Origin of the sequence: Petralouisia muris (assembly GCF_004793545.1) — a bacterium.
Taxonomy (GTDB): Bacteria; Bacillota; Clostridia; order Lachnospirales; family Lachnospiraceae; genus Petralouisia; species Petralouisia muris.
On record NZ_SRYA01000015.1, the window covers coordinates 1 to 19,626 of the forward strand.

18 protein-coding genes are annotated in these 19,626 nt (G+C 43.3%); 14 read left to right on the top strand and 4 right to left on the bottom strand.

What is annotated here, in order from left to right; all coding sequences use genetic code 11:
* Positions 1-91: 91 nt before the first annotated feature.
* Positions 92-1,393 (bottom strand): transposase, encoded by a 1,302-nt coding sequence (locus tag E5329_RS08990; protein ID WP_135989238.1) that lies wholly within the window; start codon positions 1,391-1,393, stop codon positions 92-94.
* 88 nt (positions 1,394-1,481) lie between these two features.
* Between E5329_RS08990 and E5329_RS08995 the strand changes: the two genes are divergently transcribed.
* The gene (locus E5329_RS08995; protein ID WP_168356563.1) at positions 1,482-1,955 is read left to right on the top strand and encodes an HAD hydrolase-like protein; all 474 of its coding nucleotides are present in this window, start codon (positions 1,482-1,484) and stop codon (positions 1,953-1,955) included.
* Positions 1,956-2,086: 131 nt separating this feature from the next.
* Here the strand turns inward: E5329_RS08995 and E5329_RS09000 are convergent, their stop codons facing one another.
* Entirely contained in the window at positions 2,087-2,722 is a 636-nt protein-coding gene (locus E5329_RS09000) for a TetR/AcrR family transcriptional regulator C-terminal domain-containing protein (RefSeq protein ID WP_275443135.1), read from the bottom strand.
* Between E5329_RS09000 and E5329_RS09005 the strand changes: the two genes are divergently transcribed.
* The 5 genes from E5329_RS09005 to E5329_RS31630 all read left to right on the top strand — a co-directional run bounded on the left by E5329_RS09005 (position 2,670) and on the right by E5329_RS31630 (position 7,957).
* Positions 2,670-4,331: an efflux RND transporter permease subunit gene (locus tag E5329_RS09005; RefSeq protein ID WP_275443141.1), complete on the top strand. Its 1,662-nt coding sequence runs from the start codon at positions 2,670-2,672 to the stop codon at positions 4,329-4,331. The genes E5329_RS09000 and E5329_RS09005 overlap by 53 nt on opposite strands.
* A 6-nt stretch (positions 4,332-4,337) precedes the next feature.
* Entirely contained in the window at positions 4,338-6,500 is a 2,163-nt protein-coding gene (locus E5329_RS09010; RefSeq protein WP_135989240.1) for a YhgE/Pip domain-containing protein, read from the top strand.
* Positions 6,501-6,883: 383 nt separating this feature from the next.
* The gene (locus E5329_RS31620) at positions 6,884-7,111 is read left to right on the top strand and encodes a hypothetical protein (protein WP_330572048.1); all 228 of its coding nucleotides are present in this window, start codon (positions 6,884-6,886) and stop codon (positions 7,109-7,111) included.
* A 30-nt stretch (positions 7,112-7,141) separates the two neighbouring features.
* The gene (locus E5329_RS31625) at positions 7,142-7,504 is read left to right on the top strand and encodes a reverse transcriptase domain-containing protein (RefSeq protein WP_334295740.1); all 363 of its coding nucleotides are present in this window, start codon (positions 7,142-7,144) and stop codon (positions 7,502-7,504) included.
* A 321-nt stretch (positions 7,505-7,825) separates the two neighbouring features.
* Positions 7,826-7,957: a hypothetical protein gene (locus E5329_RS31630; RefSeq protein WP_330572049.1), complete on the top strand. Its 132-nt coding sequence runs from the start codon at positions 7,826-7,828 to the stop codon at positions 7,955-7,957.
* 353 nt (positions 7,958-8,310) lie between these two features.
* On the opposite strand, the gene E5329_RS09020 is transcribed toward E5329_RS31630, so the two are convergent.
* On the bottom strand, positions 8,311-8,595 hold the full coding sequence (locus E5329_RS09020) for a transposase (protein WP_168356564.1): 285 nt from the start codon (positions 8,593-8,595) through the stop codon (positions 8,311-8,313).
* Between the two features lie 317 nt (positions 8,596-8,912).
* Between E5329_RS09020 and E5329_RS09025 the strand changes: the two genes are divergently transcribed.
* The 8 genes from E5329_RS09025 (at position 8,913) to E5329_RS09060 (ending at position 18,645) form a co-directional block, all read left to right on the top strand.
* Positions 8,913-11,297 carry a GH39 family glycosyl hydrolase gene (locus E5329_RS09025; RefSeq protein WP_135989242.1) on the top strand — a complete coding sequence of 795 codons (2,385 nt, stop codon included), beginning with the start codon at positions 8,913-8,915 and terminating at the stop codon, positions 11,295-11,297.
* 220 nt (positions 11,298-11,517) lie between these two features.
* A complete protein-coding gene (locus E5329_RS09030) occupies positions 11,518-12,900 on the top strand; it encodes an MFS transporter (RefSeq protein ID WP_135989243.1) in 1,383 nt (460 codons plus the stop codon).
* A gap of 115 nt (positions 12,901-13,015) precedes the next feature.
* Positions 13,016-14,128: a Gfo/Idh/MocA family protein gene (locus tag E5329_RS09035; protein WP_135989244.1), complete on the top strand. Its 1,113-nt coding sequence runs from the start codon at positions 13,016-13,018 to the stop codon at positions 14,126-14,128.
* 15 nt (positions 14,129-14,143) lie between these two features.
* Positions 14,144-15,166 (top strand): sugar phosphate isomerase/epimerase family protein, encoded by a 1,023-nt coding sequence (locus tag E5329_RS09040; RefSeq protein WP_135989245.1) that lies wholly within the window; start codon positions 14,144-14,146, stop codon positions 15,164-15,166.
* 1 nt (position 15,167) lies between these two features.
* Positions 15,168-15,560 (top strand): C-glycoside deglycosidase beta subunit domain-containing protein, encoded by a 393-nt coding sequence (locus tag E5329_RS09045; protein ID WP_135989246.1) that lies wholly within the window; start codon positions 15,168-15,170, stop codon positions 15,558-15,560.
* 15 nt (positions 15,561-15,575) lie between these two features.
* Positions 15,576-16,535 carry a flavodoxin family protein gene (locus E5329_RS09050; protein ID WP_135989247.1) on the top strand — a complete coding sequence of 320 codons (960 nt, stop codon included), beginning with the start codon at positions 15,576-15,578 and terminating at the stop codon, positions 16,533-16,535.
* Between the two features lie 35 nt (positions 16,536-16,570).
* Positions 16,571-17,485, top strand: a complete 915-nt coding sequence (locus E5329_RS09055; protein WP_135989248.1) for a sugar phosphate isomerase/epimerase family protein — start codon at positions 16,571-16,573, stop codon at positions 17,483-17,485.
* A 77-nt stretch (positions 17,486-17,562) separates the two neighbouring features.
* Positions 17,563-18,645, top strand: coding sequence for a Gfo/Idh/MocA family protein (locus E5329_RS09060; RefSeq protein ID WP_135989249.1), 1,083 nt, complete (start codon positions 17,563-17,565; stop codon positions 18,643-18,645).
* Positions 18,646-18,698: 53 nt separating this feature from the next.
* Here the strand turns inward: E5329_RS09060 and E5329_RS09065 are convergent, their stop codons facing one another.
* The gene (locus E5329_RS09065) at positions 18,699-19,583 is read right to left on the bottom strand and encodes a helix-turn-helix transcriptional regulator (protein ID WP_135989250.1); all 885 of its coding nucleotides are present in this window, start codon (positions 19,581-19,583) and stop codon (positions 18,699-18,701) included.
* Positions 19,584-19,626 lie beyond the last annotated feature (43 nt).

The following is a 19,626-nucleotide window of genomic DNA, read 5'->3' on the forward strand; positions in this document are numbered from 1 at the left end:
TGCACGCAAAAAATCCACCAGTTTTGAATGGACTGATGGATTTTTTGTGATTCAGATAAAGATTTCCTTTATTTCAAGAGATTTTATTCTCTTATTTTTCATTTATCAGGATAATGATCCGCTTTAGGTTTACTGCAAATATAGCCATCGCTCCCTGTATCTCCATGTTAATGAGGCCTGATGATGACGCCGTGTCATAACCATGCCTGTGCTTTAACTCGCTGTTCTTTGCCGCTATCTTATAACGCTCCTTCATTTTTTCTTTGAAGTGTTCTGTCTCCTGAAACTCTGCCTGTTTACTGTGGGCATCGCTTTTTAGGGTTTCACTGTATGTTTTCTTTTTCGCCCCTTCCTTATAACATCCGTCCCTGTATGGGCAGTATTTGCACTTTTCGATATCAAAAAAATAAATCATGCGCGGATTCTTATTCTTCTTTTCTTTTTCACGCCTGTCCAGATATTTACGGACTGCCAGATGCCCTGCCTTACACTGATACATTCCTGCGTCTTTATTAAATTCAAATTCATCCTCTTTTGTCCGCTTTCCCTGCGTAATTACGCTGTTTAATCTGGAAATCAGTTCATAGCCGCCATCTTGTGCCGCTTCGATATTTTGCTGCTCGGAATAGGCTTTATCTCCAATTACTGTTTTCACTTCCATTCCGGCTTCCCTGCTTTTTTGAATTAGTTTCGGCAGTTCTTTCCCATCTGTCTTTTCTCCGTTGGTAACTGTGGCTGCTGTAATGATGCGTTCCTCACTCATTGCCATATGTGTTTTGTATCCAAAGAAAGCGGTATCTGCCGTTTTATGCCCTGTCTTTGCTTCTGTGTTTTTAGCTGGAAACAGTTCTTTCATTGATTCATCTATTTCATAAACAGCGCGCCGCAGTTTCTTTGACTGCTCCAGAAGCGCCTGCCTTGGTGTTTTCTGGTTGTGCCTTGATTTTGTATGGGTTGCATCCACAATAATGGATTTTGATTTTATAATGCCTTTTTCTAATGCAATTTGAACTGTTTTTCCAATCAGCATATCTAACAGGTTCATATCTTTTAGGCGCAGCTTACGGAATTTTGTCAGAGAACTTGGATTAATTACTGCTTCTTCTGGTGCCATATCAAGAAAGTATTTGAAGGACATATCATATTTGGAGCGTTCTGCAACGTCAATGTCAGATAATTCATAAATGGATTTCAGAAGCAGATATTTGAACATCCTGACAGGCGAGATTGCATTGCGTCCATTATCAAGACAGTATTTATCAATAAGCTCTTCATAAATAAATCCAAAATCTACCAATTCTTTAATCTGCCGGAGCAGGTTGTCTTTGGGAATGACTAACTCGTATATTTCCATATAGGGACTTAATAATAACTTTTGCTGTTGTTCAATCATGATACCACCGCCTGTATTTGATAATTACATTATACCAAATATAAGCGGTGGTATCTACTTTTTCAGCGGCCTCCTTGAAGTGGGGGTGGTGATTAGGGGAATTAATCGGTTTTGCGGATTACAGCGTATTCTTACAGAAAAAGACAATAGATACAAGAAAATAGAGGGGATTGACGTATATTCTGAATGGTGCAGCTATACAAAAATTTTTTCGGAAGCTGCTTTGGAGGAAACGATCGAAGCATATAAAAATTCAAATGCCGGTCTTTTTTACCAGTCTCAGGGAATATTTGAAAAGGTTCTGGATTGGAGCCGTATGGTAAATAGGGAAATTGAAGGTTTGGAGGAAAAAGAAAAAACGGCATTCGATGGCGTAAAAGAAGCTCTTTCAGAAGCTTCTAAATTTGCCGATACCGCAGTGGTTTCCAGCGCAAATTCTAAAGCAGTTGAAGAAGAATGGCATAGATGCGGACTTATGGATTATGTAGATTATTTCATGACACAGGAAATGGGTTCAAAAGAGGAGTGTGTTTTTATTCAATTTTGGCAGGAAAAGAAATAGAAAGCTGGAAGGAGTTCAGAGATATTATACTAAATGCATTTCTAAATGAAGAATATCAAAAGACTTATAGTGAAAAAAAGATAAAGGAATTTGAAAAAAATCTTCAGTAAAATATAAGCCACTTTGACATGTTAATTAATGTCAAAGTGGCTCAAGCAGGTTTGGAGAATCGTTTTTAGATACAATATCGTTTTTTCTTTGTTTCTTCCAGCTTTTTCTTTTGCCCAATCAAGCAAGGTTCCTGCAAGCGCTTCTGTATAAAAATTTGCAAGGAAATTTTTAAACTCTGGATCGAGATGTTTTTCTCTGGTCTTGTCAGCTTCATTGATAATTGTAGATATAATGTCTATAAAATCTGAATAAAAGAAACGCTTCATTTCATCCCGTCCAATGGCATCATAGGCACAGTTGATAATATAATCGTTTTCGTCAATATAATTCATAATAAATCGGATTGCATCTTCATAATCCACTAATAAGTTGAATTGCCTTACAATATCAATGGCTTCTTCTGTTAACATCCACCGCAACAGGGTGTATATGTCATCAAAATGGTAATAGAAGGTATTGCGGTTTACGCCGCAATTTTGAATGATTTCTTTTACCGTGATTTTTGAAAAAGGTTTATGACGCATTAATTCTTTTAATGTATCAATTCCGGAAGTATTAGAAGAAGAAAAACGAATCAGCGCCGTATCCGATATAAGGGAAATCATAGGCGATGAAAATGCGATGTCTGGAAGCGCTGTTTCAACAGCTACAGCCACAACAAATACCGTTTCAGAAATCAGGAAAATTACAGTGATTGCAGTGTTGTTTGTGCTTATTGTACTAATACTGACTACTACCTCATGGGCAGAACCGCTGATTATTTTGATTGGTTTGGGGATTGCAATCTTAATCAATGGCGGAACAAATATGATGTTTGGCGAGATCTCTTTTGTGACAAATGCAGCAGGGAGTATTTTGCAGCTTGCGGTTTCACTGGACTATTCTGTATTTTTAATCCATCGTTTTGAGGAATGCCGGAAGGAGCAGCCAGACGAGCAGATAGCAATGGTGGATGCGCTGTGCAAGTCCACGACTTCTATTTTGTCCAGCGGCCTTACAACAGTGATCGGTTTTCTTGCGTTGGTATTGATGCAGTTTAAAATCGGGCCTGATTTGGGTCTGGCTTTGGCAAAAGGAATAGCAGTCAGTCTTATCACAGTTTTCATTTTTATGCCTTCCTTGATACTCATGGCTTTCAAGATTTTAGACAGGACAAAACACCAGATGTTTATGCCTGGATTCCAAAGATTTGGGAAAGCAGTAAACCGTATCGCAGTTCCTTTGGTCTGCGTATTTGCCATTATCATTGCGCCCGCTTATCTGGCTTCTAATGCAAACGAGTATTATTATGGCTCATCAAATATTTTTAATGAAGAAACACAGTTAGGCAAAGATATTGCTTCGATTGAAGAAGTGTTTGGACAGCGTGATACTTATGTATTGCTGGTTCCATGTGGAGATACAGCTACGGAAACAAAACTTTCAGACGAATTGCATGAGCTGCCTGAAATAACAAGTATTATATCTTATGTTGATATGGCAGGCGCAGAAATCCCCCTGGAATATCTGGATGAAGACACACTGGCAATGCTGATGAGTGATGACTACAGCCGTATGGTGCTTTCCGTAGACGCCCATTATGAAGGTGAGGAAACGTTTGAATTGGTTGAAACAATCAGGGAGATTGCTGAATCCTGTTATCCTGGGACGTGGTATCTTGCAGGAGAGGGCGTAAGCACTTATGACTTAATGGATACGGTAACGGTGGATATGGTGAAAGTAAATTTAGCCGCGATTGCTGCTGTTTTCATCGTGCTTCTTTTGACGATGAAATCGATCTCTTTGCCTGTTATTCTGGTATTGAGCATAGAAACGGCTATCTGGCTGAATCTTTCCTGCCCGTATTTTATGAATCAGACAATTTTCTATATTGCATATCTTATCATCAGCTCTATTCAATTAGGAGCCACGGTAGATTATGCAATTCTTATGACAGACAGGTATAAAGAAAACAGGCAGACGTTTCAAAAGAAAGAGGCTGTATGGCACACGATTTCAGATGTGACAGTTTCGATCCTGACATCTGGTATTGTGCTTACAGCAGTAGGGTTACTGTTGGGCTATATATCAACCAATCAATTATTGGCACAGCTTGGCATTTTTGTAGGACGTGGCGCGATTTTTTCGTTGATGATTGTGCTTCTGATTCTTCCGGGATTGTTATTTTTGTTTGATAAACTGATTACAAGAACACCGAAAAAAAGCAGGGAACATAAGCCGGCGGCTTTAAAGCGCAGACATAGACCGGCATTATTAAGGAGGTAATGTAAAATGAACTGTTCTAAATTAAAAAAAATTTTGGCAGCCTTACTGGCGGCAGCCATAGCTGCAACTGCTGTTTTGCCAGTTTTTGCGTCAGCTTCTGAAGCAAATTCACAGAAAGAAGAAGTAGTGTATGTAAATTTGGATAATGGCGGCTCTGCAAAGGAAATCAATGTGGTCAATATTTTCAATGTAGAAAGCGGAAAAGTTGTTGATTATGGAAAATATCAGAATATAAGAAATATGACTACCACGGATGAGGCGGATTATTCGGGTAATACAGTGACAATCCATACGTCTGCGGAGAAACTTTATTATGAGGGGAAACTTGACAGTGTAGTTATGCCCTGGGATATTAAGATTCAATATTATATGGATGGAAAACCTTATTCCGGAGAAGAAATTGCAGGCATGAGCGGTGCAATGAAAATGAAACTCCAGATTGAAAAAAATGAAAAATGCCGGGGGAACTTCTATGAAAGTTATGCATTGCAGGCGTCTTTATCGCTGGATACTGACAAGTGTAAAAATATTGTCGCAGGGGATGCTACTATTGCCAATGTAGGGAGCGATAAACAGCTCACTTATACGATTTTACCCGGCAAAGGGGCAGATATTGAAATTACGGCAGATGTGACAGATTTTGAGCTGGGTGGAATATCCATCAATGGAATCCCATTAAACCTTAATATAGAAGTGGATGATGATGAACTGATGGATCAGGTTACAGAACTGCTGGATGCAATCGGGAAATTAGATGATGGGGCAGGAGAATTGCAGGATGGCGTTTCCAAGCTGCAGGATGGAGCAGAGACTGAGTTAAAAGATGGGGTACATGACCTGACAGATGGAGCTTCCAAACTACAGGATGGGGCCTATGCGTTAAAAGACGGTGGGAACAGCCTGCAAAGCGGAGCCGCAGAACTGCAAAATGGAGTAAACGAGTTAGATGAAGGAATTCATTCTTTGAATAGCGGAATAGGGCAAATGCAGGAAGCGCTGAATGCTTTAAATGGACAGTCGCAAGAACTTGTAAATGGCTCTTCTTCTTTTCGAACAGCGCTTGGGAAACTGCAGGAAGCATTAAGCGGCATATCTGTAACAAGTGAAGATTTAACCGCATTGACAGACGCATCTTCTGCGATAAAGAGTGGAATTGATGATCTTGTTTCAGGAATCACTTCACTACAAGATAATATAAGTTTTAGCGCTTATAAAGCGGCCATGCTGCAGAATGGGTTAGATATTGATGGACTTCGCCAGAAAAACGAGTCAGCAATCGGAAATTTACAAGGACTGATCAGCAGTCTGTCCTCCCAGATTGAAACTTTGAAAAATGCAGGGATGGATACCGGAGACTTGGAAGCGCAGCTTGGGAGCCTGTCAGATATTATTGCATTGCTTGGCGCTAATAATGCAAGCATAGGAGGAACTGAAAGTTATCTATCAGCGCTCAATTCTAACTTGTCTGCATTACTGCAGGGCGCAACAGCTTTACAAGCGAATTACGGAGCCTTTGACAGCAAAATTGGAGAATTGGTAAATAAAATCGGAGGTCTGGCATACCAGATGTCGGAACTTTCCACAGTGGTAAATACATTGGTAACAGAGTATGAAAAGCTAGACAGAGGAATTAGAGGATATACAGATGCGGTTGCAAAAATTGTTGCAAGTTATTCGCAGATTACTGACGGAGCTTCCAAACTTGTTTCTGGGAGCGGCGCATTAAAAAACGGAAGTGATAGTTTATACAGCGGAACAGGAGAACTGCTTTCTGGTATTGTGGAAATATACAATGGAACAGGCACTTTAAAGGACGGAACAGGCACTTTAGATGAAGGGGTTGCAGAATTGATTTCCGGCATAGCGCAGCTTTATGACGGTGCAGGAAAGTTGAAAGACGGAACCTCCGAAATGCGGGAAGAAACTGATGGCATGGATTCAGAGATTACAGATAAAATTGACGAATTGCTGGAAACTGTTACCGGAGGTGATCTGGAAGTCGTATCTTTTGTGTCAGATAAAAATACAAATATAGATAAGGTGCAATTTGTGATTAAAACAGATGGAATTCATACAGAAGAGATAGAAGAAGACAATGCCGTGGAAGCAAAGACTTTGAATATGTGGCAGAAATTTTTGAATCTGTTTGGCCTGTATGATAAGGAGTGAGCGCTAAGAGAATAATTAATAACAAAATACTATATGGAGACTGTAGAATTTCGATGAGCTGAAATATAGGAGATAAGAAAGCCGGCAGACTTAATTCTATCTGCTGGCTTTCTTTCATGTGTGCCCGATGGGCACACGTTCTAACGGGTGAAAGTCCCCAATCCGCCCGGCAGTGGGAAGGATACAGCCGAAGCCAAGGGAGTCCACAGTGAGGTGGAATCTGAAGAAAGGATTAGGCAAAACTTTGGCTTACTGCATTCGAGGCTAAATGCAGGGATAAGATTGCATGACAAATCGAAGTCCAATAACTGCACGGGACTGTATTTAGTATTTATAGAGCGAGTATAAGAGAAAGAGGGCTGAACTTTAGGAGATGTGAGTAAATGAATGTAACCAAAGATGGGTTTAAGGACAGACAACTTCATATGGAAGACTATCTGCAAATGGAAACTGCGGAACAGGGAGAGTATGCAGAAGTGTCCGTCTACCAGCGGATTACTGAAAACAACGACATCATCATGGACTTGTGGACGGACAATCTACTGGAAGTGATTTTACGGAAAGACAACCTAAACAAGGTATATAAGAAGGTAAAATCAAACAAAGCCTAGGAACTGACGCCGCTGTTTGAACCACAGTTTTTGGAGAACAGCTATGGGTTCAGACCGGGGAGGAGCCAGCATGACGCACTAAAAGCCTGCAAGAGGAATGTAGACGAAGGGTACGTGTATGTGGTGAGCATGGATTTAGAGAAGTTCTTTGACAAGGTGAACCACAGCAAATTAATAGAGGTGCTGTCACGGACAATCAAGGACGGACGTGTAATATCGCTGATACACAAATACCTGAATGCAGGAGTATTGCAGAACGGATTCTTCGAGAAAACGGAAGAAGGAGTGCCGCAGAGAGGGCCAGTAAGTCCGGTATGCGGAAATGTGATGTTAAATGAACTGGACAAAGAACTGGAATGCCACCGGTTCGTGAGGTCGCAGACAACGCGCTGATATTCTGCAAGAGCAGAAAGAGTACGGGGAGGACGCTTGCGAACATCATTCTATTCATAGAGGGAGAATTATTCCTGAAAGTAAACCGAGCCAAGACAACAGTAACTCACGTCAGCAGGATAAAATATCTGGGGTATGCATTTTACAGGAGCAGAGGGAAGTGCAGATTCCGGGTACACCCCAAGAGTGCCAAAAAGATGAAAGGCAGGATAAGAGAGATAACTCAGAAAAACAAAGGGTGGAGTAATGACTACCGAAGACAGAAACTAGCGAAGTACGAGGTACCGAAACCTAAGAGTATTAAAGCTTGAAGAATGGCAGGTGCATCAGATAGCCAACAGCCGGAAGGGTTACTGGAGGACAGCGCAGATATTAAGCGTAGCCCTCACCAATAAAATAATAGCCAAGCGGGGCTATATCTCTATGCTTGACTATTATCTGAAAGTATCGTGAAAACTATTGAACCGCTGTATACCGAACGGTATGTACAGTGGTGTTATTCCGACTTTTTCATTATTCCGAAATATCCAGTCTAAAGTTACATTTATAAGGAATCTGTGTCAAAAAGTCGGGATAATTATTGTCTTACTTTAAGCAGTAGAGCCGCTTCAAAAGTTCTTCATCATCTTTCCAATTAATGTCGTATTCAGTTGAATATAACGGATTTATATCGGATGTTGCTTTGTCAATGGCTTCTTTTTTCATTGTTGTATCAGCATTGTTACTATTCACAGCCAATTTATTGGCATGTCAAAAAAAGCGGGTGGACAGTGATTGTTTGCCCGCTTTTTTGTCAGATTGATATTTTATGCTGATTTATGTATGAATATTTCCTCTACAGTATATGGAGTTCCTTCACAAAGACGCTGCAGCGCATGGATCTCATTTATGTTATTTCTGCGGCATGTTTCAATATAAGTCTTTATCCTGGCAAAGTTCTGTGCCGCTTTTTCTGATTCAAACTGTCCAGATATTTTCATATGGGATTTTATTCCACGCAGCCCCCTTTCTGAAAGATTATTGGTGGTCGGCAGGGTAAAGTATTCTACCCAAAGAAAATAATTTCTTCGGTATTCCTCTATCCGTTTCAAAAGGGTTTCCTCAAAACCCTTATGTGGGATGGGCGGTCTGGTAATGGAAATCCGCAGGTTGGTGCAAATTTGGATTTGAAGATATAGTGTGCCGTTTGCCCTTAAAGACGATGCCCCGATGCGAATCATCTCGGAATCGCTCGGGGGTTAAATATCAATGTTTTTACTTGCTTGAGTTTTGTTGACATTTAACCGCTGGAGTAATAAAACGCATGAAATAGTTCAGATAGAGATTAATTTTTATTGCAGGGCTGGATATCTGGCGTTAAGATAAAAATGAAACGGCATTTGGCAAATCATTGATTTAGGAGACCGAAATGAACCAGGAGATGACATTACAGCTTTTCAGGGATACAGAAGAACACATGCATTTTCATCCGGACATGGAAGTGATTTACGTTATTGAAGGGGATGCAGCCGTAACGATCCGGGAATGGGAATACCATCTTGGCAGGAATGATTTCATTCTGGTAAACTCCGGGATTGAGCATTCTCTGTCCTGCCGGGAACATGCAATCCTTTGTTCTGTTTGGTATTCTCCCAGGCTGGTTGCAGAAATGGCAGACGGTGAAAACCTTTATTTTCACTGTAACAGCGTAAATGACAGCGGCCCTGCATATGACAGGATGCGGCAGATTTTCCGCAGCCTTATTCTGGATGAAGTGGACGGGGCCAGGGAAAGCCTGTGCAGCCAGAGAAGCCTCTTGTACCGTCTGTTGGGAGAGCTGAACAGCCATTTTCTGGTGAAGGAAACAGGAGGTACGGGCAATTATCAGATTTCAGAAGAGGATATGCGCCTGCAATATGCACTGCAGTATATCAGCCGGAATTATCAGGGAACCATTGGCCTTTCGGAACTGGCAGAGCAGATGTATATGTCGGTTTCCACGCTGTCCAGGCTGTTTAAGAAAAAAACAGGAACCTATTTTGCCGATTATGTAAAGCAGATGCGCCTTCGCCATGCCTGTCAGGAACTGGCATTTTCCAGTGATAATATTACAAAGATTGCCGTAGAGAGCGGATTTACCAATCTTTCCGGATTCAACCGGGCATTTCGGGAAACTTATGGGGCGTCGCCATCGGAATACCGTAAAAGAGAGCAGAAGGCCCTGGCTCCTGCAGATAGCGGGCAGCAGGATTTGAAGCAGCGGCTTCAGAAGGAACTGCAGGAGGAATTTATCTCTGAAACGCCTGCCGGAAACCATAATCTTACCGTTTATGCGGACACAGAGTCCGGAGAAGATTACCGGAAAGTATGGGAAACAACCATCAATGTTGGGGCGGCGGCTTCCGTGCTGATGGCAAATATCCAGTATCATATTACGTTTCTTGCAGAAAATCTTGGTTTCCGGTATGTGCGCATTTGGAATCTGTTTTCCAAACAGATGAAATTGACAGACGGAATCCATACAGGCAATTATAGTTTTGATAAACTGGATATTGTGTTTGACTTTCTCAGGAAATATCACCTCTGTCCCTTTCTTGATATGGGAATTAAGCCGGAAACTGCGGTCAGAACAGCCGTGGAAGTAGTGTATTTTGAAGATGAGTCTATTTTGTTCCATTCCCAAGAGGCGTGGGAAGCAACGGTGCGGGCGTTTTTGCATCACGTCATAAGCCGCTATGGGAAAGAATATGTGGAACAATGGATTTTTGAGTCAGGCTATGATCCGGTTCATGAGAAAAAGTATTATGAATCCGAAGATTATGATTACTTTGATACCTATCAGTTCCTTTACCGGGAAGTGAAAAAGCTTCTGCCGGGGGCACAGGTTGGCGGGCCAGAAGCAATCACTAATTATAAGCCGGAGCGGATCAAAGATTTTTTGGAACGCTGCAGGGAAAGCGGATGCATCCCGGATTTTGTTTCGGTATTGATGTTTCCGTATTTGACGAAGGAGAAAGAAAATGGAATTTCAAGGCTGCGCATATCAAAGGAGGATTATGAAACAGAAGAGTTGAAGGAAATCCATGAAATAATGGCGCAGGCGGGAATCAGCAGCAGGGTGTACGTTTCCGAATGGAACGGCACTCTTTCCAGCAGAAATTACCTGAATGACAGCTGTTACCGGGGAAATTATCTGATTAATAAGCTGATAGAGATGTGGGGGCAGGCAGATATGATTAATGTTTGGATGGCTTCTGACTGGGTAAGCAATTATTTCGATGTCCGGGGCGTGGCAAACGGGGGAAACGGCCTGCTGACCAAGGATACCGTCTGCAAGCCCGTATATTATGCCCTGCTGTTTTTAAACCAGCTTGGCGGAAAGCTTCTGGCAAAGGGGAAGAATTACATTGTAGCCAGTAATGGACAGCAGGAATATTATATTCTCGGCACGAATTTCAGGCAGCCTGGGGAAGGGTATTTCATGAAACAGGAAAATATAGAGAATCCGGGAGAAGTGGCAAATCTTTTTGGAGACAGCAATCCGCTGGAACTTAAGATTATCCTCCAGGGAGTCCAGCCAGGCAGATATGTGGTGAAAAAACGGACGGTCAGTCCGGAAGAAGGGAGCCTTCTTGCAGAATGGGGAAAGTTTGGGTATGACAATGACCTGGGCAGTCCGGAGGTAAAATATATCCGCCAGCTCAGCGTTCCCCGTCTGTATATGAAAAAAACAGAAGTGGCAGAGGGAGAGCTTCAGATAGAAGAAACGCTGTCCGCCCATGAGATTGTATTTCTGCATATTTATCCTGTCTGAGACGGAACGTAAAAGGGAAATGCAACAATTGCTATACAATTGTTGCATTTCCCTTTTTGTTGTCGGAAAGGATGAAAATAATGGCAGAAATCCTGCCGCTTGATGGGAAGTAAAAAGATTCAGAAGAACTTATAATAAGACCATGCAAAAGAGATATCTCAGAACTTTGGCGGCCGGCAGTGCCAGAGTTTAATCATTTGAGAAAAGAAAGGCGAGAAAAATGAATCAAAAGAAAACAGCTTCAAAAGCGGCCGTAATCTGCTACGGATTCGGGGATTTGGCGTCACAGTTTGTCTGGACCTTTGTAGGTTCTTACCTGACGATTTTCTACACAGACGTGGTAGGGCTTGCGCCCATTGCTGTATCTGCCATTATGATGGCGGCTCGGGTGTGGGATGCAGTCAACGACCCGATGATGGGGGCTATTGCAGAACGGACCCGTTCCAAGTTTGGAAGGTTCCGCCCCTATATTGCATTCGGATGCCCGTTTCTGGCAATATTCGGGGTTCTGACTTTTACCAGTCCCTTTCAAGGCGGTTCATCGGCAGGAGTGATCTGGGCGGCAGTTACATACATTGTGGCAGGCATGCTCTATACACTTACCAATATTCCTTATGCAGCTTTGGCAGGAGTGATGACGGAGGACGCCAACCAGAGAAACCAGATTAATACTTCCAGAAATATCGGCATGAACCTGGGTATGGTGATTGTAAATGCCTGTTCTGCAGGTTTGATGCTGAAATTTTCCGGGGCAGGGGCAGAGGTGGCAAATGGAAAGGGCTACATGATGACAGCAATAGTTTACGGACTGATCTCGGTTCCACTGTTCCTGATTGTATTCTTTACCGCCAGAGAAAATGTGCAGCCGACAGAAAAAGTAAAGCCATTTTCTTTTAAAGAAACGTTCGGCAGTCTGGTAAAGAATAAATACCTGATGATTGTGACGCTGGTGATGGCGATCCAGATGACGGCGTTTATGGGACGGATTGCCGTTACATCCTTTTATGTGATTTATTGCCTGGGTTCTTTTACCATGATTGCGCTGATTATGACAATTCCTTCCATCGGCGGCATAATCGGTTCCCTGTTTGTGCCAATCGCAGCGAAAAAAATTGGAAAACGGAATGTGCTGATGGGTTCCATGGTAATTCAGGGGATTGGACTTTTGGTGATTTACCTTGCGCCTTTTGACAATATAACGATGGTGCTGGCAGGATGTTGGATTTTTGGACTGTTCAATGTGGGATTTCCCATGACTCTTTCCATGGTGGCGGATTCCGTAGATTATATGGAGCTGAAAACAGGGCTTCGGACCGATGGCACAGCTTATGCAACTTACGGTCTGGCAACTAAATTTGGTAACGCCGTAGGCGGAGCGGTGGGAGTGCTCCTTCTTGGGGCTTTCGGTTATGTGGCAAATGCAGAGCAGACGGCCGGAGCGTTAAAGGGCATCAATATTGTGGTTAATCTGATTCCTGCCATCCTGTTTTTCCTGGCAGCGGCAGCATGTCTGTTATGGAATATCACAGATAAGGATGCGGAGGATATCCGCAGGCAGTTAAAAGAAAAAGCAGCAAGCAGGAATGGTGAGGCCGGAGCATAAAAAGCCAGATATAGTTGTTCCAAAGGAAAGATAAAAAGATAAGAGCGGCGGAGAGCCAAAAAGCAATATATACGATAAATTATGAAACAAATGGAAAAAACAGGAGGAATTAATCATGAAAAATGGAAAATTACAGGTAGCAGTTGTTGGATGCGGCGGAATCGCAAATCAGAAGCACTTTCCGGCATTGAAGTCCCAGGCAGATAAATGTGAGATAATTGCATTCTGTGACATTCAGATAGAGCGGGCAAAGAAGGCGGCAGAGGAATACGGTGCAGAGGATGCGAAAGTATATGCTGATTACCAGGAACTTCTGAAGAATAAAGAGATTGATGTGGTGCACGTATGCACCCCCAATGTGGCCCATTGCCCCATTACGGTAGCGGCTTTTGAAGCAGGCAAGCATGTAATGTGCGAAAAGCCCATGGCAGCAACCACAGAGGATGCACAGAAAATGATGGAAGCCTGGAGAAAATCAGGAAAGAAGTTTACCATTGGATACCAGAACCGGTTCCGCACCGATGCACAGGCGCTGAAACGGGCGTGCGAGGAAGGCAAGCTTGGAGAAATTTATTTTGCAAAAGCCCATGCAGTCAGAAGAAGGGCTGTTCCCACCTGGGGCGTATTCCCGGATAAATCCAAGCAGGGCGGCGGACCTTTGATTGATATTGGAACCCATGCCCTTGACATTACCCTGTGGTGCATGGATAACTATGAACCACAGACCATTACAGGCTCCGTATTTGAGAAGCTGGGCCATCTTCCGGAGGCTGCAGAAGGAAATATGTTCGGACCCTGGGACCCCAAAACCTATGAAGTGGAAGATTCTGCATTTGGCTACATCAAAATGAAAAACGGCGCAACCATTTTCCTGGAGTCTGCATGGGCGTTGAATGTGAAAGACTCCAGAGAGGCGGCCACCACTCTCTGCGGGACTAAGGCAGGGGCAGAGATGATAGGCGGAATGAGCCAGGAAGGGTATGATCTGGTGTTCAATGAGACTACAGGCGGAATTTTGACGGAAGAGCATATTTCCGATACAGGCGCAATTGCGTTTTTTGAAGGAAGCAGCGGGGGATCGCCGGAGGTAAAAGAATGTAAGCAGTGGTTAGAGGCCATAATCGAGGACAAAGAACCGCTGGTAAAACCGGAACAGGCGTTTGTGGTGACAGAAATCCTGGATACCATTTACAAGTCCGCAAGGGAAAATAAAGAAATTCGTTTGTAACAGGAGGAGATTATTATGTCAAGAATTAAACCGGCTGTAAGCCTTTACAGCCTGCAGGATGAATATTTGAATCACAGAATGGATTTGGCGGACCTTATGCGCTATGTGAAGGAAAAGGGAGCTGAAGGGGTGGAAATCCTTCCAGATCAGATGTTAAAAGGCGCTCCTCATATTTCCGATGAGACGCTGAATCAGTGGAACAGCCTTTTGGCAGAGACAGGGCTTGCGCCAGTGATTGCCGATGTGTTTTTAAATACAAACCTATATAAAAACAGAACGCTGACCCGAAAAGAATGCATTGGGCTTCTGGCAGAGGAAATCAAACAGGCTGCCCGCCTTGGCATCCATTTGATCCGATTGGTGTCCATGGTTCCATACTGGGTGATTGAGCCGCTTCTTCCTTACTGTGAAGAGTACGACGTAGCAATTGCATTGGAAATTCATGCAGGAATGGCCTTTGACATTCCAGAAACAAAAGCGTTTATTGAAGAAATGAAGCGGGTAAATTCCCAATATGTAGGTCTTGTCATTGACACCGGCATTTTCTGCAAGCGTTTCCCCAGGGTGGTGCGGGAATATGAAACACAGAACGGAACCAGCAAAGAGGTGTTTGACTATATTGACTCCCTTTTTGACAAAGGCTCTGACCTTCACCGGGAAATCCGGGAAAACGGATATCAGTATCCAAAAGAATTAGAGGAAGCCATACAGACAGAACACGACAGGATGTTTGTTCCCCTCTGTGACGGTTATGAAAATTATAAATTTGAAGATTTGGATGAATATATGCCGTATATTAAGCATTTCCATTTCAAATTGTTTGAAATGACGCCGGAAGGGCCGGAATATTCCATGGATTACAAAGGGCTGCTCCAGTATCTTCATAAAAAAGGCTATGACGGATATGTGGCAGCAGAATATGAAGGAAACCGCTTTACTTTGCCAGGGGAGAAAATGAAAGAAAAAGAACAGGTAGCGGCGCAGCTCGCCTATATTAAGGAGTGCCTGAAAGAAATCGAAGGACAGGAGGGAAGATAGGATGTTTGACAATAACGTATTCAAAGAAAATACCTGTAAAAATATGATAGAAAACGGTAAGGTTACAGGATATGGAATGGAAACTAATATCACATATTACAGAGGAATTCCCCTGTCTATGGTGGAATATATCAGAGTATGCACAGACGGACAAGAAGTTCCCTCAGAACTCATCAGGATTTCTGTGGATCAGACCGACTGGTTTACGCTGAAAGAAGCGGAAACGGTGACAAGCTATAAGTGGGAATACGGAGAACCGCTGTACATCCGCGTAGATCAGGAAGGCGGGCTTGCAGCAGGAACCCATAAGATAACATTGACAGTAGCCACACGGACGGCCTATATTCCGGTGCCATTAGAGGGAATTCGGGAACGGGAAGTGACCATTGCATAGAGGGGGAGGACAAAGATGAAGAAAAAGAACGTATTGGGAATTTCCTTCGGCCGGAAAATGGGAAACACAGACGTTATGGTAAAGACATCATTGATGGAATGCGAGAAAGCGGGACATGAAGTGCATTTTATCCATGCCGATGATTTGGATATTAAACCCTGTACGGGATGCATCTCCTGTGTAGTAGGCATGACCACAGGAAGAGGGAAAGGCGGCTGTCCTCTGAAGGATGAATTTCATATTTTGGAGGAAGCGCTGATGGAATGCGACGCAGTGATTGTAGGTTCCCCAACTTATGTGTTGGGACCCACCGGAAGGTTTAAGACCGTATGCGACCGCATTGGGCCTTCCCATGACATCACCTTTCGAAAAGCCGCTTATGAAGAGGGGCTTGCAGCAGGAAAAACGCAGGAACAGCTTCCGGACGCCAGAAGCTTCAAGAAACGTGTAGGCGCGCTGCTTTCCGTAGGCGGCGCCATGACGAAGAACTGGCTGTCCTTTATGCTTCCTACCATGTATGAGTTTACCATGTCTATGGGAATTGATGTGATTGATATGCATGAATATCACGGCGCAATGGCGTATGAGCATGTGCTTGGCAATGAAAGACAAATGGAACGCATGAAGAAAATGGGGCAGAATATTGCCGCTGCCCTGGCCGCAGAAGAAGAGGAAGAACGAATGAAGTGGAGGGGTCAGGAAGACGGGGTATGTCCGGTTTGCCACTGTGACATGCTGACCATTTCCAAAGACAGGTCTTCCATTGAATGTCCGGTCTGCGGGATTTACGGAGAACTGGAATGCCGGGATGGTAGGATTCAGGTGCATTTTAGCGAAGCAGAGCAGCAGCGCTCCAGGCTCCGGTGGGACGGCAAGCTGGAGCATTCCACCGAGATTAAAACAAAGGCTGTGGGGCCGGGGCAGATCCCCAATTTACAGGAATTAAAGAAGCCATATATAGGATATGCGGAATAAAAATTGCTGATGCCAGGTGAGAAAGGAAGGATCGTATGAAATTAGGTTTAATTACATCTATTTTAGATGGAATGACATTGGAAGAAGTGATAGAATTTGCAGCAAAACAAGGTTTGAAATGCCTGGAAGTTGCCTGCTGGCCAGCAGGCGGCGCACAGCGCAGGTATGCCGGCGTGAGTCATATCGATGCAGAGAATCTGACGGAAGAGAAAGCTGCCGGCATCAAAAACCTCTGCCAGGAAAAAGGAGTGGAAATTTCCTCCCTTGCCTATTATCCAAACACGATGGACCCGGATTTGGAGAAACGGAAAGGGTATATCAGCCATCTTTACAAGCTGATAGACGCATCAGCCATGCTGGATGTGAATATGGTGACGACCTTTGTGGGAAGGGACCCGAAAAAAAGCGTTTCCGAGAACCTGGAATTGGTGAAGGAAGTATGGCCTCCAATTGTAAAGTATGCAGAAGAAAAAGGGGTAAAGATAGCCATTGAAAACTGCCCTATGCTGTTTACTGAGGACGAATGGCCAGGCGGACAGAATCTGATGACAACGCCGGATAACTGGAGGAAAGTTTTTGCCATAATTGACAGCCCTAATTTTGGAATCAATTATGACCCCTCCCATTTTGTATGGCAGCAGATTGACTATATCCGGCCCATTTATGAATTTAAAGATAAGATTTTCCATGTGCATTATAAAGACATTAAGGTGTATCAGGAGAAGCTTGCCGATGTGGGCGTGATGGCGGTTCCACTGGCCTATATGTCTCCTAAGCTTCCTGGGCTTGGGGACGTGGACTGGGGCCGATACGTCTCGGCTTTGACGGATATCGGCTATGATGGATACACCTGCATTGAAGTAGAGGACAAAGCATTTGAGCAAAGTTTGGAAGATGCCAAAAAAGCTGTAATTTTGAGCGCCAGATACCTCAGAAATTTTGTGATTTAGGAGATTTAGGAACTGGCGGGAAGGCTGAAAACCATGCAGAATGAATAGTTTAAGTCAGAAAAAAGGAGGGTTTCAGAATGATGGGAGATATCAGGATTGGAATAATCGGATATGGATTTATGGGCCATGAACACGTAAAAATGCTGACAGAGCTGGAAGGCTACCGCATTGTGGGCGTTGCTGACATTGACAAAGAGCAGTTAAAGGAAGTTCCAGAAGGAATTAAGCGTTATGCTTCAGATGAAGAGTTAATCAATGATCCGGAAATTCAAGTGGTTCTGATTTCTGCAAATAATAACCAGCACCATGGGCTTGTGCTTCAGGCAGCGCAGGCAGGAAAAGACATTATCTGTGAAAAGCCGGTTGCTATGAGCCTGAAAGAACTGGACGATATGGTAAAGGTGACGAAAGAGTGCGGCGTTAAGTTTACCGTTCACCATCAGCGCAGGCTGGATCCGGATTACCGGACAGTAAAGGAGATTTTTGATCAGGGAACCCTGGGGAATGTTTTTACTATCAAGAGCAGCCTGTATGGATTTAACGGAAATATGCATGACTGGCATGTATATATCAAAGAAGGCGGCGGAATGCTGTATGACTGGGGCGTGCACCTGCTGGATCAGATTTTGTGGATGATGCCGGAAGCAAAGATTACAAGTATTTATGCAGATATCCGCAATGTCATCAATTTTGAAGTAGATGATTATTTTAAAATATTGATGCGGTTTGACAATCATATTGTGGCAGAGGTGGAACTGGGCACTTATTACCTCACCGATAAGATGCATGACAAATGGTTTGAACGTCATTGGTTTATCGGCGGAAATCAGGGCAGCGCTTATGTGGATGGATTTGAGCCGGAAGGAAAAATCGTGCGTACCGCAGGGCTTCTCCAAAATGTTGGCGGCACAAGGACTATGACGGCAGCAGGCCCCACACGCTCCTTCGGGCCGCCGCCGGAAGGAAAAATCCTGACAGAGCCGGTGCCGCAAGTGCATACCAAACATCGGCAGTATTTTGAAAATTACAGAAAGGCTTATGTTGGAGAAGAGGAATTTCTGGTAAAAATTCCGGAGACCAGAAGAGTGCTGGCGCTGATGGACGCCGTCAGGGAATCCGGAAGAACCGGGAAGTCGGTAGAATTTGAGGGAGGGCTGTAAACAGAAAACATAAACAAGAAAGGCCAGGGAAGATTGGCGCATTCCCTGGCCTTTTAGTTGACTTCAAAGTTTAAACGAAGAGAACGGTATTTGTTTGGCGCAACTCCTTTATATTCCCGGAATTTCCGTATAAAGTAACTGAAATTGTCAAATCCAACGGAAAGCGCGATATCAGAAATCGGCATTTTTGATTCAGAAAGCATTTCACAGGCTTTTTCTATTCGATATTCATTGATAAAACTAATCGGCGTCTTTCCAATTTCCTGTTTAAAGTAGTGGCAAAAATAATTGGGGCTCATAAAGCATATTTCAGATAAAGTCTGCAGGGAGATTGATTCTGCGTAATTGATGTGAATAAACTCAATTACTTGTTTCAATTTATTTAAAGAATCTTTTCCTTTGGATGATAACGTGTTCTTTAAGAGATAATTTGCCTGAAAAAATAGTTCAATCATGTGCAGTATGTGGAGTTTAATGCTTAAAAGGGCGCATGTGGGGAGTGTATGATAAAGATTTATAATCTTCTGCATATGGAACAGAATCTGTTTTTGGTCAGCCGGCGAAAATGCAGAGCAGAAGGTTGGAAACAACAATGTTCCATTGGTTATCGGCCGGATGAAATTATGCTGGCAGGCGTCATACAATGCGAAGTCTAAAAATCCAGGGTTAAAGACAACGGCATGGTGCAGGGATTCACCAATAGATTTAATTTCATGCAGTTGGCCGGAATTGATAAAACAGAATTCCCCGGGATTTAAAACAAAGGATTTCCCGTGAATGGTCAAATTAAGAATTCCATATTCTGCATACACCCATTCCAGTTCTTCATGCCAGTGCTGCGATACAAAATAGAATCCATCTTTGTCATGGTGGGAATATACTTGTAAAGGAAAAACGGAAGTTCCATGGGTTTTATCTTCATGATAAGCGCGTGACATATCTATCAACTCCTAAATCGTAAAATTATGTTATTATCTGATA

What these genes read in the sequence shown, in the direction of transcription:
- E5329_RS09010 (WP_135989240.1), top strand. Translation starts at nt 4,338, where the DNA reads ATGAACTGTTCTAAATTAAAAAAAATTTTGGCAGCCTTACTGGCGGCA.
- E5329_RS09060 (WP_135989249.1), top strand. Translation starts at nt 17,563, where the DNA reads ATGATGGGAGATATCAGGATTGGAATAATCGGATATGGATTTATGGGC.
- E5329_RS08990 (WP_135989238.1), bottom strand. Translation starts at nt 1,393, where the DNA reads ATGATTGAACAACAGCAAAAGTTATTATTAAGTCCCTATATGGAAATA.
- E5329_RS09030 (WP_135989243.1), top strand. Translation starts at nt 11,518, where the DNA reads ATGAATCAAAAGAAAACAGCTTCAAAAGCGGCCGTAATCTGCTACGGA.
- E5329_RS09035 (WP_135989244.1), top strand. Translation starts at nt 13,016, where the DNA reads ATGAAAAATGGAAAATTACAGGTAGCAGTTGTTGGATGCGGCGGAATC.
- E5329_RS09025 (WP_135989242.1), top strand. Translation starts at nt 8,913, where the DNA reads ATGAACCAGGAGATGACATTACAGCTTTTCAGGGATACAGAAGAACAC.
- E5329_RS31620 (WP_330572048.1), top strand. Translation starts at nt 6,884, where the DNA reads ATGAATGTAACCAAAGATGGGTTTAAGGACAGACAACTTCATATGGAA.
- E5329_RS09055 (WP_135989248.1), top strand. Translation starts at nt 16,571, where the DNA reads ATGAAATTAGGTTTAATTACATCTATTTTAGATGGAATGACATTGGAA.
- E5329_RS09065 (WP_135989250.1), bottom strand. Translation starts at nt 19,583, where the DNA reads ATGTCACGCGCTTATCATGAAGATAAAACCCATGGAACTTCCGTTTTT.
- E5329_RS09045 (WP_135989246.1), top strand. Translation starts at nt 15,168, where the DNA reads ATGTTTGACAATAACGTATTCAAAGAAAATACCTGTAAAAATATGATA.
- E5329_RS09050 (WP_135989247.1), top strand. Translation starts at nt 15,576, where the DNA reads ATGAAGAAAAAGAACGTATTGGGAATTTCCTTCGGCCGGAAAATGGGA.
- E5329_RS09040 (WP_135989245.1), top strand. Translation starts at nt 14,144, where the DNA reads ATGTCAAGAATTAAACCGGCTGTAAGCCTTTACAGCCTGCAGGATGAA.